The sequence below is a fragment of the Tsukamurella hominis genome (genome assembly GCF_965137015.1).
GTDB lineage: Bacteria > Actinomycetota > Actinomycetes > Mycobacteriales > Mycobacteriaceae > Tsukamurella > Tsukamurella hominis.
The window spans coordinates 45,359-58,076 of the sequence record NZ_CBCRZG010000025.1 but is presented as its reverse complement, the minus strand read 5'-3'; the positions used below and the strand labels follow the sequence as shown (position 1 = coordinate 58,076).

Sequence of the window (12,718 nt, the reverse complement as noted above, 5' to 3'; positions counted from 1 at the left end):
GTTCAGTCCCGCAGGAAACGCCGCCCCATCCACCGCCAGCACCCCACCGGAAGCCGAGTCCCCCACCGGGTGCCGGCCATCGCCGGGTCCGGCGCCCCGGCGACCCTATCGGCGTAGCCGGTCCAGGACGTTCACCGCGCCGCCACCAAGCGATCATCTAGTTCGGCTAACTTCTGAGCATGCGTACCGCAACCCGCCTCGCGGGATCGGTCGTCGTGGCGCTCGGCGTCACCGTCGCGACCGTCTCCCCCGCCTCCGCCGCCCTGCCCACCTGCGCCCTCTCGTCCCTCCCGGCGCAGGCCACCGACACCGCGAACCTCATCCACCAGGGCGGGCCCTTCCCGTATCCCAAGAACGACGGGGTCGTCTTCCAGAACCGCGAGGGCATCCTCCCCGCTCAGGCGTCCGGCTACTACCACGAGTACACGGTGCCGACGCCCGGGTCGTCGACGCGCGGCGCGCGCCGGATCGTCACCGGCGGAACGCCGCTCACGTCCCCGCCCAACTGGTACTACACGGGCGACCACTACGCCTCGTTCTGCATCGTGACGGGAGCCTGATCGTGAAGACCTACACCGTGGACGGCAGCCGGGTGACCGGGGCGGCCGACTTCTACACCGAACTCGGCCGGGCCGTGAACGGCCCCGACGGCTACTTCGGCAGCAACCTCGACGCCCTCGTCGACTGCCTGCGCGGCGGCTTCGGCACCCCCGAGGACGAGCCCTTCGGCTTCCGCCTCACGCACGCCGACGAGGTCCGCGCCGCGCTCGGCCCGAAGCTCTACGCCGAGGTGCTCGACGTCTTCGCTACGTCGGGCGTCCCCCTCACCGCGGAGGCCGACTCCGGACGGGCCGGGCGCACAATCTGATCCGCCGAACCGCCGACCGAAGAGCGGCGGTGCGCAACGATTGTGCGATGACCACACCCCAGACGCGCAGCGAGCACGACCTGCTCGGCGACATCGACGTCCCCGCCGACGCCTACTACGGCGCCCACACCGCCCGGGCCCTGCTGAACTTCCCGATCACGGGCGTCCCCATCGCGATCCACACGCACCTCGTGAACGCGCTGGCCGCCGTCAAACAGGCCGCGGCGTCGGCGAATCGGCAGCTGGGGCTGCTCGACGAGGAGCGGTCCGCGGCGATCGTCGCGGCCTGCGAGCGGATCCGCGGCGGCGGGCTGCACGAATGGTTCGTCGTCGACACCATCGCCGGCGGCGCCGGCACCTCGACGAACATGAACGCCAACGAGGTGATCGCCAACGCCGCGCTGGAGCACCTGGACCGCCCCAAGGGCGACTACGCCGCGCTGCACCCGCTCGACCACGTGAACCTCGGGCAGAGCACGAACGACGTGTACCCGACGGCGATCAAGATCGCCCTCATCACCCAGCTCGCCGAGCTGGCCGAGGCGCTCACGGAGCTGCGCGGCACCTTCGCGGCGAAGTCCGACGAGTTCGCGGGCATCCTCAAGATGGGCCGCACCCAGCTGCAGGACGCGGTCCCCATGACCCTCGGGCAGGAGTTCGGCGCCTTCGCCACGACGCTCGGCGAGGACATCGTGCGGCTGCAGGAGGCGACGCGCCTGCTGCACGAGCTCAACATCGGCGGCACAGCGATCGGCACCGCCCTCAACGCCCACCCGGGCTACCGGCGCAAGGTCATCGAGCAGCTGCGCGAGGTCACGGGCATCCACGAGCTGGTCGGCGCGACGGACCTCATCGAGGCCACCGCCGACGTCGGCGTCTTCGTCCAGCTCTCCGGCGTGCTCAAGCGGATCGCGGTGAAGTTGTCGAAGACCTGCAACGACCTGCGGCTGCTGTCCTCGGGCCCGCGCGCCGGCCTCGCGGAGATCCACCTGCCAGCGGTGCAGGCCGGGTCGTCGATCATGCCGGGCAAGGTCAACCCCGTCATCCCCGAGGTGGTGAACCAGATCGCCTACGAGGTGATCGGCCACGACGTCACCATCACCTTGGCCGCCGAGGGCGGGCAGCTGCAACTGAACGCCTTCGAGCCGATCATCGCCCGCTCGCTGGTCGAGTCCATCGCGCACCTCACGCGGGGCGCCCGCGTGCTCGGCGAGCGCTGCATCGCGGGGATCACAGCGAACCGGGAACGGTTGGAGCAGATGGTGGCCGAGTCCATCGGCGTCGTGACCGCGCTGAGCCCCACCATCGGCTACGCCGCCGCGACCTCCGTCGCCGCCGAGGCGCTGGAGTCCGGGCGGGGCGTCGTCGAGATCGTGCGCGAGCGCGCCCTACTCGACGATGCCGTGCTCGACTCCCTCCTCAGCCCCGAGTACCTCACCGGGCATCCGCCCCACGCTCTGCAGCCCCGGCCCGATGACGCGCCGGCGGCGGGACTCGGCCAGTAGGCCGCCGGCCGGTGGACCACCCGAATGCGGCTCCGTTCTAGAGCATCCGGGTGGTCCTCGTCGGCTGCGCGGAGAGCCCGGACGACCGTGCTACTTTTCTCGCGGTACACCGAACACTGCCGGTACCGGAGGACGAGCATGACGGACGAGGGATTCGAAAGCCTGCTGTCGACGATGGCGGAGATGTCCCGCAACATCGCGCAGACGAGTTCTCTCGACAGCACTCTCGAGAGCGTCACATCCGCGTGCGTCCAGCTGATTCCCGATGTGGCGGGCGCCTCGATCCTGATCGTCGAGGGGCCCGAGAAGTACGGATCCCTCGCGCCGACCTCGGAACTGACCGAGAAGCTCGACGGGCTCCAGCACCGGTTCCAGCAGGGCCCGTGCTGGGACGCGGCGACCACGAACCCCGCCACCCGCGCACCCGACCTCCGCAGCGACGACCGCTGGCCTGAATTCGCGCCCGCCGCGGTGGAAGCGGGAATCCTCAGCATGCTCTCGTTCCGGCTGTTCACCTTCGATTCCCGGGTCGGCGCGTTGAACCTGTTCTCCGAGAAGGTCGATGCCTTCGGCGACGAATCCGAGACCGTCGGCGGGATGTTGGCGACGCAGGCCGCGACGGCCCTCATCGCCAACGATCGCGCTTTGCAATTCCGCTCCGCCCTTGCCAGCCGAGACATCATCGGGCAGGCCAAGGGAATGCTCATGGAGCGATTCGACGTGGACGCCGTACGTGCCTTCGAACTTCTGGCCCGCGTCTCCAGCGACAGCAACGTTCCCCTGGCGACGATCGCAGAGCGCGTGGTGGAGAAGGGATCCGCGAGCCGCGAACCCGCGTGATCCCGCCCGGTCCTCCACCGCCTCTGGGAACGCCTCTCCCGGTACGGCATCCGTGCTAGTCTTCCGCCGTACCGAAGCGATGATCGCTTCGAGTGCATTCGCATTGAGACCACGGTGCGGCCGCTCAACCGATCGGCGTCGTCGACGCCCGTCGGTATGGACGCGCGCCGTCGGCCTCTCCCGCAGAGCATCACGGATCGCCGGTCTCTCTGCGTGTCCTCCCAGCGAGTGGCCTCCACGAGGTTTCCGCACAGAAGGAGGAGACAATGCAACTCTCGACAACGGTGATCGAGGCGAACCTGGGATTCGACGGCATAGGCTGGATCGCCTGGATCATCATCGGTGGCATCGCGGGGTGGCTCGCGAGCAAGATCATGGGAACCGATGCGCAGCAGGGACTGTTCCTCAACATCGTGGTGGGCATCGTCGGCGGTGTCGTCGGCGGGATCATCCTCAGGCTCCTCGGCGTTTCCACGGCCGGCGCCGGCTGGATCCTCACTCTGCTCACCGCGCTCGCGGGGTCGTGCGTCCTGCTGTTCGTCGTGGGCCTGGTCACCGGACGACGTGGCTGAGGGGGCGACGATGGCAGGACTGGAATCGACCCGTTCTGTGGCAGTGATCGCCGCTCTCGCAGCGGCACTGGCGCTGGGCGGGTGCGCGAAAGCCGGCGCCGACACCACCTGTAAGGACTTCCTCGCGATGTCCGAGGCCGACCAGACCGAGCAGGTCCAGAAGATGTACAAGGACAAGCACGGCGAGGAGCCGGCGGCGGGTGCGGCGACCGCACTGCGCGCGGAGGCGATCGCCTACTGCAAGACCGCGGGCAAGGAGGACACCAAGATCAAGGAGGTCCCGATCTCCTGATCCGCCGCGCCCGGCGAGCACGGGGCCGGGCCGCCTGCGGGCGGGGGCGACCCCGTTCGCCGGCGCGACGGCGCGGCTCCCGATCGGCCCCGCCGGGACCGGAACCGGGCGCCACTAATCCAGCCCGTTCTCCAACGCGTAGCGCGCCAGCTCGACGCGGTTGCCGAGCTGCAGCTTCCGCAGCGTGGCCTGCACGTGGTTCTCGACGGTGCGGTGGCTCAAGTGCAAGCGGGTGGCGATCTGCTTGGCGGACAGGCCCTTCGCCACCAGCCTCAGCACCTCGGTCTCGCGGGCGGTCAGCCCGGGACCGGCGGGCTCGGGCGCCGACGCCATCCGCCGGAACTCGCCCAGCACCAGCCCGGCGAGGCCCGGCGTGAACACCGGCTGCCCCGCGGCGGTGGCGTGCACCGCGGCCACCAGCTCCTCCGCGGAGGCGCTCTTGACCAGGTAGCCGCAGGCACCGGCCTTGACGGCCTCGACGACGTCGTCGCGCTCGTCGGAGGCGGAGAGGATCAGCACCTGCGCCTTCGGCGCGGCCTCGAGCACCAGCGCGGTGCCGGCGGCGCCGTTCCCGTCGGGCAGCGACATGTCCATCAGCACCACGGACGGCTGCACCGCCTTGGCGATCCGGCCCGCGGCGGCCACCGAGTCGGCGGTGCCGGCCACGGCGAAGCCGCGCGCCTCGAGGTCGCGGGCCACCGCCTCGCGCCACATCGGGTGATCGTCCACCACCAGCACGGAAATACCCGCCGGGTCTACGTTCGCGGCATCCACAGCACTCGTCTCCTCATCACCGGGCGGTCACCGCTCGTGCGTCGACCGCGGCACCGACAACTCCCATTCCACCCCGTCGCCGACCCCCGTCGTCAGTTCGGCGCGGCCGCCCAGCGCCCGCATCCGCCCGACGATGGATTCCGACACCCCCAGTCTGCCCTCCGCCCGGGCGGCGTCGAGCCGTCCAGGCGCGATTCCGGTGCCGTCGTCGCGCACGGTGACCAGCACGGCATCGTCGACGTCCTCGAGCAGAAGGTACGAGCGCGCCCCCGGCCCGGCGTGCCGCGCGGTGTTGTCGAGGGCGTTCCGCACCGCCGCCGCCACCTCGGCGGCGGGCCCGGCCGGCAGCGGTACGGGTCCGCCGGGCTCGGCGATCGTCACCGTCGCCGAGGCGAGGGGGCGCAGCAGGTCCCGCAGGTCGACGGTGCCGCCCACATCCGGGTCCGGGACCGGTCCCACCGGCGTCTCGGCGATCAGGTGCCGCAGCGCCCGCTCCTGCTGCGCGGCCAGCTCGCCGAGCGCCCCCAGCTCCGTCCCGGGACCGCCGAGCGCGGCGCACCGTCGGGCGAGGAAGGCGAGGGCCTGCAGCACCCCGTCGTGCACCTCTCGGGCGAGGCGCTCCCGGGCGCGGGCCTCGGCGGCGACGCGCTCGGCCTCCCGCAGCTGCTCCTGCGAGCGGATCGCGACGCGCGCCGCCACGCCGAGCCCCAGGCCGACGGCCATGAACACGGGGTAGTTGGCGTCGCGCACGATGGTCTCGGGGAACGTGCCGCGGTAGATCGCGTTGACGACGGCGATCGCGATGCCGCCGGCCATGCCGGCGACGGGGCCGCCGAGGATCGCAGCCGAGACCACCGGGTTGGTGAGCCACAACGTAGTGGGCAGCGCCTGGTTGTGGGCGGTGAACTCGGGGGAGGCCACCCAGACGGTGCCCAGGGCCAGCACCGCGGCGGCCGCGAACTCGCCGATCACGAACCACCGGTTGCGCCCGAAGCCGCGCACGTAGCCCAGGCCGGCGATCAGGCTGACCGCGACGACCGCGCCGATCATCACCCAGCTCCAGCCGATCCGCTGGTACCGGTCGGCCTCGTCGATCTGCCGGCCCACGGCGTACACGACGGAGAGCGCGCGGAACCACTGCGCGCCGCGCCACAGCGGCGCGCGGGGGTCGCCGTCGGACGCGCGGACCCCGGCATCGTCGCCGGTGGGTTCGACGCGCCGCAGCCGCGATGCGAGGCCTTGCATGTGCCCACGTTAACCCGTGGGTAGGCTGGCGCCGATGCAGGCAGACGACGACGCGCCCGCCCCCGGCGCCGAGCCCTCCGGCGGCCCGCCGCCCGAGGACACGCCCCCGAAGGACCCCGCCGTGACCCGGCGGCGGCTCCGGTGGGTCCGCCGCGCCCTGTTGCTGGTGATCGCGATCGTCCTCGGCGTCGAGGTGTACCTGTTCGGCCCGACGGTCTCGAAGTCGATCCGCGAGCTGGAGCACATCCGCTGGGAGTGGGTCGTGGCCTGCGTGATCGCGGTCTTCTTCTCGATGGACTCGTTCGCGCAGGTGACGCGGGTCCTGCTCCGCTCGGCGGGGGTGAAAGTGACGCAGCGGCAGGCGCTCGGCCTGCAGATGGCCTCGAACTCCGTCTCGCAGACGATGCCGGGCGGGCAGGTGCTCGCGCCGACGCTCGTCTACCGGCGCACCCGCATGTGGGGCGCCTCGCGGGTGGTGGCCGCTTGGCAGATCGTGATGAGCGGGCTGCTCATGTCGGCGGGCCTGGCGGTGCTCGGTCTCGTGGGCGCGCTCATGGCCGGAGCGAAGTCGAGCCCCTACTCGGTCATCTTCTCGGTCGGCATGCTGGTCGTCTTCATCGTGCTCGTGCAGTACGTGGCCTCGCACCCCGACGGGCTCTACGTCGTCGGCGCGCGCCTGATCCGCTGGACCAACGACCTGCGGAACAAGCCCGAGGACACCGGCCTGGCCCGCCTGCGCGAGGTGATCGAGCAGCTCCAGGCCGTGAAGATGAGCCGCCGCTACGGCGCCGAGGCCTTCGGCTGGTCGATGTTCAACTGGATCGCCGACGTGGCCTGCCTCGCGTTCGCCTGCTACGCCGTGGGCGACGCCCCCGGCCTGGCCGCCCTGGCCGGCGCCTACGCGGCGTCCAAGGTGGTCAACTCCATCAGCCCGATCCCCGGCGGACTGGGCCTGGTCGAGGCGGCCCTCGTGCCCGCCCTCGTCCTCGCCGGCATGCCCGCGAGCCAGGCCTTCACCGCGACCATCCTCTACCGCCTGGTCAGCTACGTCCTCGTGGTCATCATCGGCTGGGTCGTCTTCTTCGTCTCCTACCGCAGCACCATGGACATCGATCCCGACGCCCCGGACAAGAACGGCGAGAAGCCGTCCGAGAAGGCCGCGAAGGCGGCGGAGGCCGCCGCGGAGAGCACGGTCGCCGATCCACCCGCGTCCGACGGTCCGCCGGACGACGGCGCACCGTCAACCGGAACCGCTCCCGACCAGCGAATTTAGCGCGCCCCAACCGGCGGTGAAGAGGCGCCGGGCATCGTCGTTCCTGTGAGCGAGAGACCCGCAACGCTCACGGCGCCCCGGAGTGGAGGGGGGCGAGGGGGTCAGGCCCGGCCGGGGCCGCGGTTGGGAGGACCGCGCCCCGGCCGCGTGCCGTCCCGACCCCGCGATCCGATTCCCGGCAGGAGCCGCAGATCAATTACCGTTGCCGTATGCGTATACCGGTCATCGCCGCCCTCGACGTGGTCTTCGTCCTCCTGTTCGTGGTGATCGGCCGGTTCAATCACAACGAGGCCTTCTCGCCGTCCGGCTTCGCCGAGACCGCCTGGCCGTTCCTGCTGGCCCTGGCCGTGGGCTGGGCGTTCACCTACGTCCTCGCGGCCCTGCGCGGCCACGAGCCGGGCCGCGCCGCCACCTTCGCGCCGGGGCGCGTCTTCCCGGCCGGCGTCATCATCTGGGTCTCGACGGTGGCCTTCGGCATGACGGCCCGGGGGCTGCTCACGTCGAAGGGCGTCGAGGTCAGCTTCGTCATCGTCGCGACCATCGCGCTGGGCCTGTTCCTGCTGGGCTGGCGCGCCATCGCCCGCACGGTCCTGTCCCGTCGCGCGAAGGCGACGCAGGAGACCGCAGTCTGACTCGGACCGGTCCGGTCTACTTCAGGTACGCGCCCGCGACCTGCAGCGATCCGGCGCCGGAGCGTTCGCCCGAGACCAGGATCGCGAACGCCTGGTCGCCGCGGTAGCCGATGAACCAGCCCGGCCCCTCGGGGCCGTTGGTACCCACGAGCCCCTTGGCCTTGGTCGACACGAGATCGCTGCCGTCGCCCGACGGGGAGACGGTCGCGTCCATCTTCGCGCGCACGGCCTTGAGGATCTTCTCGTCGACGTCGCCGAGCGGCGCACTGGGCTTGGCGGTCTGCCCCTGCACCACGTAGGGCGCCGTGGTCTTGCCCTTGGCGATCGCGGAGGCGAGGACGGCCATGCCGAAGGGGCTGGCCTTGACGGTGTCGGCGCCCAGCTCGGAAGCGCCCCGGCCGCCCGTGCCGGGCAGCTGAGCGGTGGTCGTCTTCACGCCGGTCATGGCGAAGTCGGTGCCCATGCCGAGCGGGGCGAGCAGCTTCGCCTGCTTGCCGGCGTCGTTCCCGGCGGCGGCGTTGACCTCGCTGTAGAGCGGCTCCAGCACGGGGCCCGTGGTGGCCAGCCCGGTGAGCGCCCAATCGATGGAGATGCCGCTGGCCTGCGTGTTCTGCGCGGCGGCGAGCACGGCGCCGCTGGAGACGGAGAGCACGACCATGGCGGCGGGCTGCCCCAGCTGGACCACGGCGTTCTCGGCGTCGAGCTGCACCTTGGGGTCCATCGCCGTCCGCAGGTCGGGACCGGGCGGGCCCTGGAAGCCGACGATCTTGGTGGGCGGCTTCCCGTTCGTGAGCAGCTGCACCTCCCAGCCGGCGGTCTCGTCGCGGTTGGCCTGCCAGGCGCCCTTGATGCCGTCGAACAGGGGCGAGAACAGCTGCCGGTTGGCGATGAGCAGGTCGCCCGCCGTGGTGTCCTGCAGGCCCGGGACGGCCGTCAGCGCGTCGCCGAGGACCCCGTAGTCGTCGTCCCGCAGGTCCACGACGGGGACCGGCTTGCCGGGATCCGCCTTCGCCTTCGCGGCGAGCGATTCGGGGGTGACCAGCGGCGCGACCGGGGAGACGATCTTCGCGACCCGGTTCAGGCTGTCGGTCAGGTTCTTGGTCTTGTTCGGGTCGACGGTGAGCCTGTGCACGGTGCCGGCGAACATCAGCTCCGACTTGTCGGCGGCGAAGACCTTCGGCGGCTTGGCGTCGGTGCGGATCTGCCGGATCGCCGTGTCGGGGGTGAGGCCCGGCGCGAGCACGGCGGGGTCCCAGGAGATGCGCCAGCCGATCGACAGCTGGGACGCGCTCCCCTTGGTCGTGTAGTCCCAGTCGCGGCCGTCGCCGAAGTTCCAGTGCGTCTTCACGTCGAACGTGGCGTTGCCGCCGGAGTAGCGCTGCACGTTGGAGGCCTTGACCTCCACGGACTTCGCGTTCATGTCGCGCAGCGTGCGGCCGATGACGCCGCCCGCCGCGTCGGGCGAGGAGGTGAAGGCGGCGGCCGCGACGGCCTTGCCCTCGCCGAGTGCGGAGCCGTAGCCGTCGAGCATCTTCTGGACCTCTTCGACGGCGCTGTCCCCGCAGGCGGCCAGCCCGGAGCCGAGCCCGACGAGGAGCGCGGAGACCACCGCCGCGGCGCCGTACCGTGCCCGGCCGCTGCGTCTCACGTGGTCTCCTCGCTGCTCATGGTGCGTTCGGCATCCCTGGCCGCGGAGTTTACCGGTCCTCACATGGCATCCTTGGGATATGGATCGGTTGCTTCGCTCCGAGGACCGCGCCGCGTCGACGATGCCGGGCGTGCAGTCGCGCCACTGCTTCTCCTTCGGGGACCACTACGATCCGGACAATACGCACCACGGCGTCCTGCTCGCGTGCAACGCCGAGCAGGTCGCGGCGGGTACGGGCTTCGACACCCACCCGCACCGCGCCGTCGAGATCGTCACCTGGGTGCTGTCCGGTTCCCTCGTCCACCAGGACAGCGAGGGACACGCCGGGCTGGTCCGTCCCGGCCTCGCGCAGCGGATGAGCGCGGGCACGGGCGTGCTGCACTCCGAGCGCAACGACCGCCCCGATCCCGCCGACGCCGACGTCCGGTTCGTCCAGATGTGGGTGCTTCCCGACGAGCCGGGCGGCGCACCGTCGTACGAGCAGCGGGAGGTGGACGCCGACCTCGCCGCCGGCGGGCTGGTCCCCGTCGCGTCGGGCGACCCCGCGCAGGACGCCGCGATCCGGATCGGCAACCGCGGCGCCACCCTGTTCGCGGCGCGCCTGGCGCCCGGCCGCGCCCTCGACCTTCCCGATGCGCCCTTCGGGCACCTCTACCTGGCCGACGGTGCCATGGTCGCCGAGTCCTCCGACGGGCCGGTCGGGCTGGCCGACGGTGACTCGCTGCGCACCGTCGGGGACGGGCGGCGCGTGACCGCCGGGCCCGACGGCGCCGAGCTCCTGTTCTGGCGCATGCGCAGCAGCCTGGGCGGCTGAGCCGCACGGCCGAGCGGCCGGGCGGGCTCCGGACGCTACGGCAGCGGCCGGTCCGAGGGAACGACGAGGTAGCTCGGCTGCTTCGGGTCGATCAGCACGTGCTGGGGGCGGAACTGCGTCTCCGAGGTCACGGGGCCGACCGTCATGGCCTTGATCAGGTTCAGCGCGAAGACGTCGACCCGCAGCCGGTGGCCGGGCTTGAGGATCGCGCTGACGGCGTGGGTGCCGATGTCGAGCGGCACCACCTGGCCGGGCTTGACCAGCTCGCGGTCGTCGAGGTTGAGCTGGTAGTACGGCGACGCGAGATCGCCGCTCGCCGTGCGGATGCTGCGGGACTCGTCGATCTGCCGCAGCGACGTGGTGAGCTGTCCCGAGCTGATCTTCTCGGAGCGACCGTCGGGCCCGACGTCGGTCACGATCACGCTCCAATAGGCGTCCCGAGCGTCCTGGGTGGTGTTGAGCCGCAGGTTGATCGGTCCGGAGATCACCGTCGACTTCCCGACCGGTTTGGAGGTGAAGGTCAGCGCGTTCATCTCCGCGACCCGGGTGTCCTTGGTGCAGCCGGTGAGGACGAGGAGCCCGAACATCGCCTGCCCTGTGTCGTTGGAGCACAGGGTGGAGAGACCGGGCCCGACCGTGCGGCGCGCCGCGATCTTCGGCGGCGAGGTCTGGAGACTGTTGTCCGACAATGCTGTCGGCGCGGTGCCCGAGGGCAGGCTGGAGAGGTACATGCGCTGGTACTTCTGGCCGGGCTCGGGGAAGGTGTCGCCCTGCCACCAGCCGCCGCCCATCCGGTGCACGGTGACCGGCGCGTAGTTGTCGATGCCGTTGTCGGCGTCCTTGAGCCACTTGTCGAACCATGCCTTTTGCAGCACGTCGGCGCGCGTCGGCTGGTTCACCCCGCCCAGGTCGTTGGTAACGGTCGCGTGCGCCGCATCGCCCATGATGAGCTTCTTCTTGCTCGTCGGCAGCGCGCTCAGGTCCTTGGGCAGGCGCCATTCGGTGTTGGTGAACAGGTCGTTCCAGGCGCCGAGTGCGAAGGTCGGCGTGGTGACCTTGTCGAGCGGCGTGCGGTAGGCCGCGCGCAGCGGCGAGTTCTTGTCGATGAGCTGCTTGGTCGTGGGGGTGAGCCCCTCGACCGTCGGCGAGAAGACGCCGGAGAGCAGCTCGGGGAAGAACACCGCCGGGTTCTGCAGCCTGTCCTGCAGCCACTTCCAGTCGAAGGTGCCGTTGAGCAACGACCGCAGGTCGGGGATGAACTTGAGGATGTTGACGATGGCGAGCCACGGGCCGAGGAAGCCGACGCCGAGGCCTCCGCCGGGGGCGACGATGTCGGCGGCGATGTCGGCACCGGGAACGACGGGGAACAGGGCCTGCAGGCCGGCCGGGTTCTTCGACGCAGCCTGGAGCTGGTTGATCGCGGAGTACGAGACGCCGGACATGCCGAGGCGGCCGTTCGTCCAGTTCTGTTTGCGCACCCAGTCCAGCACCTCGACGGTGTCCGCCTGCTCCCGCGCGCCGAAGACGTCCCAGACGCCCTGCGAATTGCCCGTGCCGCGCACGTCGACGACGACCTGCGTGTAGCCGCTCTGCACCAGCTTCTGGTCGACCGTGAAGGTGTTGATCAGGCCGCCGTTGAGCACGTTGCGCAGGTCGTCGACGCCGCCGATGGGGGTGCCGGAGAAGTTGAACATGTTGAGCACGCCGACCAGCGCCGGGTAGAGCACGGGGACGTTGGTCATCACGGTCGCGATGGTGCTGACGAACTTGGTGTACGGCGTGACGTTGACGATCGTCGGCGTCTTGGTCTCGATGGCCCGCCCGGCGGCGTCCGCGGGCCGGAAGACGTTGGCCCGCAGGATGGTGCCGTCGGACATCCGGATCGGCACGTCCCACTCCGTGGCCATCCTCGGGTACTGCGTCGGGCCGTCGTGGGAGGCGATCCATTCGGGGTTGATCATGCCCGCGACGCCCGGTCCCGGCTTCCACGGCTCCGCTCCCGCCCGCGCGACGAGTCCGGGCACCGTGATCGACGTTCCGATCAGCGCGAACGCCGTGAGCAGGGCGGCCAGGGCGAGGCGAAGCTGCGGACGTGTCAGACCCATCGAAGAATCCCCTTTAACTTCTCAGCGCCGCATCAGGCTAACCCTGATTGCGGTATGCACCACAGCGCACGCTAATGGTGTGCGGCGTCATACGGAATACTGACGAGTCAGTTCTCCCACCATGTGAGATCACCGAGCGTCGGCTGGCAG

At 71.0% G+C, this 12,718-nt stretch carries 13 protein-coding genes; 9 read left to right on the top strand and 4 right to left on the bottom strand.

The genetic code is table 11. The features are described 5' to 3' along the window. The first annotated feature begins 179 nt into the window (after window positions 1–179). The 6 genes from ACM9LD_RS21900 to ACM9LD_RS21875 all read left to right on the top strand — a co-directional run bounded on the left by ACM9LD_RS21900 (window position 180) and on the right by ACM9LD_RS21875 (window position 4,077). On the top strand, window positions 180–560 hold the full coding sequence (locus ACM9LD_RS21900) for a guanyl-specific ribonuclease (RefSeq protein ID WP_224651943.1): 381 nt from the start codon (window positions 180–182) through the stop codon (window positions 558–560). Between the two features lie 2 nt (window positions 561–562). After that, window positions 563–868 (top strand): barstar family protein, encoded by a 306-nt coding sequence (locus ACM9LD_RS21895; RefSeq protein ID WP_415678645.1) that lies wholly within the window; start codon window positions 563–565, stop codon window positions 866–868. 47 nt (window positions 869–915) lie between these two features. After that, complete coding sequence (locus tag ACM9LD_RS21890) at window positions 916–2,373, top strand: aspartate ammonia-lyase (protein ID WP_415678644.1); 1,458 nt, start codon at window positions 916–918, stop codon at window positions 2,371–2,373. A 138-nt stretch (window positions 2,374–2,511) separates the two neighbouring features. Further along, window positions 2,512–3,213: a GAF and ANTAR domain-containing protein gene (locus ACM9LD_RS21885; RefSeq protein ID WP_415678643.1), complete on the top strand. Its 702-nt coding sequence runs from the start codon at window positions 2,512–2,514 to the stop codon at window positions 3,211–3,213. 266 nt (window positions 3,214–3,479) lie between these two features. Next, window positions 3,480–3,785 (top strand): GlsB/YeaQ/YmgE family stress response membrane protein, encoded by a 306-nt coding sequence (locus tag ACM9LD_RS21880; RefSeq protein WP_415678642.1) that lies wholly within the window; start codon window positions 3,480–3,482, stop codon window positions 3,783–3,785. A gap of 10 nt (window positions 3,786–3,795) precedes the next feature. Further along, entirely contained in the window at window positions 3,796–4,077 is a 282-nt protein-coding gene (locus tag ACM9LD_RS21875) for a hypothetical protein (RefSeq protein WP_415678641.1), read from the top strand. Window positions 4,078–4,191: 114 nt separating this feature from the next. Here the strand turns inward: ACM9LD_RS21875 and ACM9LD_RS21870 are convergent, their stop codons facing one another. Both ACM9LD_RS21870 and macS read right to left on the bottom strand, forming a co-directional pair. Further along, on the bottom strand, window positions 4,192–4,812 hold the full coding sequence (locus ACM9LD_RS21870; RefSeq protein ID WP_386111953.1) for a response regulator: 621 nt from the start codon (window positions 4,810–4,812) through the stop codon (window positions 4,192–4,194). A 66-nt stretch (window positions 4,813–4,878) separates the two neighbouring features. After that, a complete protein-coding gene (gene macS, locus ACM9LD_RS21865) occupies window positions 4,879–6,096 on the bottom strand; it encodes a MacS family sensor histidine kinase (RefSeq protein WP_415678640.1) in 1,218 nt (405 codons plus the stop codon). A gap of 34 nt (window positions 6,097–6,130) precedes the next feature. On the opposite strand from macS, the gene ACM9LD_RS21860 reads away from it, so the two are divergent. Beyond that, complete coding sequence (locus ACM9LD_RS21860; RefSeq protein WP_415678639.1) at window positions 6,131–7,369, top strand: lysylphosphatidylglycerol synthase transmembrane domain-containing protein; 1,239 nt, start codon at window positions 6,131–6,133, stop codon at window positions 7,367–7,369. Between the two features lie 209 nt (window positions 7,370–7,578). Next, window positions 7,579–8,001 carry a DUF3054 domain-containing protein gene (locus tag ACM9LD_RS21855; protein WP_415678638.1) on the top strand — a complete coding sequence of 141 codons (423 nt, stop codon included), beginning with the start codon at window positions 7,579–7,581 and terminating at the stop codon, window positions 7,999–8,001. Window positions 8,002–8,017: 16 nt separating this feature from the next. On the opposite strand, the gene ACM9LD_RS21850 is transcribed toward ACM9LD_RS21855, so the two are convergent. Then, window positions 8,018–9,649 carry an NTF2-like N-terminal transpeptidase domain-containing protein gene (locus tag ACM9LD_RS21850; protein ID WP_415678637.1) on the bottom strand — a complete coding sequence of 544 codons (1,632 nt, stop codon included), beginning with the start codon at window positions 9,647–9,649 and terminating at the stop codon, window positions 8,018–8,020. 79 nt (window positions 9,650–9,728) lie between these two features. Between ACM9LD_RS21850 and ACM9LD_RS21845 the strand changes: the two genes are divergently transcribed. After that, window positions 9,729–10,463 carry a pirin family protein gene (locus ACM9LD_RS21845; protein ID WP_415678636.1) on the top strand — a complete coding sequence of 245 codons (735 nt, stop codon included), beginning with the start codon at window positions 9,729–9,731 and terminating at the stop codon, window positions 10,461–10,463. A gap of 35 nt (window positions 10,464–10,498) precedes the next feature. Here ACM9LD_RS21845 and ACM9LD_RS21840 read toward each other — a convergent pair whose 3' ends face one another. Continuing rightward, window positions 10,499–12,568, bottom strand: a complete 2,070-nt coding sequence (locus ACM9LD_RS21840; RefSeq protein WP_415678635.1) for a CocE/NonD family hydrolase — start codon at window positions 12,566–12,568, stop codon at window positions 10,499–10,501. Window positions 12,569–12,718: the final 150 nt, after the last annotated feature.

Coding starts and splice junctions, on each gene's coding strand:
- ACM9LD_RS21900 (WP_224651943.1), top strand. CDS start 180: ATGCGTACCGCAACCCGCCTCGCGGGATCGGTCGTCGTGGCGCTCGGC.
- ACM9LD_RS21890 (WP_415678644.1), top strand. CDS start 916: ATGACCACACCCCAGACGCGCAGCGAGCACGACCTGCTCGGCGACATC.
- ACM9LD_RS21885 (WP_415678643.1), top strand. CDS start 2,512: ATGACGGACGAGGGATTCGAAAGCCTGCTGTCGACGATGGCGGAGATG.
- ACM9LD_RS21880 (WP_415678642.1), top strand. CDS start 3,480: ATGCAACTCTCGACAACGGTGATCGAGGCGAACCTGGGATTCGACGGC.
- ACM9LD_RS21875 (WP_415678641.1), top strand. CDS start 3,796: ATGGCAGGACTGGAATCGACCCGTTCTGTGGCAGTGATCGCCGCTCTC.
- macS (WP_415678640.1), bottom strand. CDS start 6,096: ATGCAAGGCCTCGCATCGCGGCTGCGGCGCGTCGAACCCACCGGCGAC.
- ACM9LD_RS21860 (WP_415678639.1), top strand. CDS start 6,131: ATGCAGGCAGACGACGACGCGCCCGCCCCCGGCGCCGAGCCCTCCGGC.
- ACM9LD_RS21855 (WP_415678638.1), top strand. CDS start 7,579: ATGCGTATACCGGTCATCGCCGCCCTCGACGTGGTCTTCGTCCTCCTG.
- ACM9LD_RS21845 (WP_415678636.1), top strand. CDS start 9,729: ATGGATCGGTTGCTTCGCTCCGAGGACCGCGCCGCGTCGACGATGCCG.
- ACM9LD_RS21840 (WP_415678635.1), bottom strand. CDS start 12,568: ATGGGTCTGACACGTCCGCAGCTTCGCCTCGCCCTGGCCGCCCTGCTC.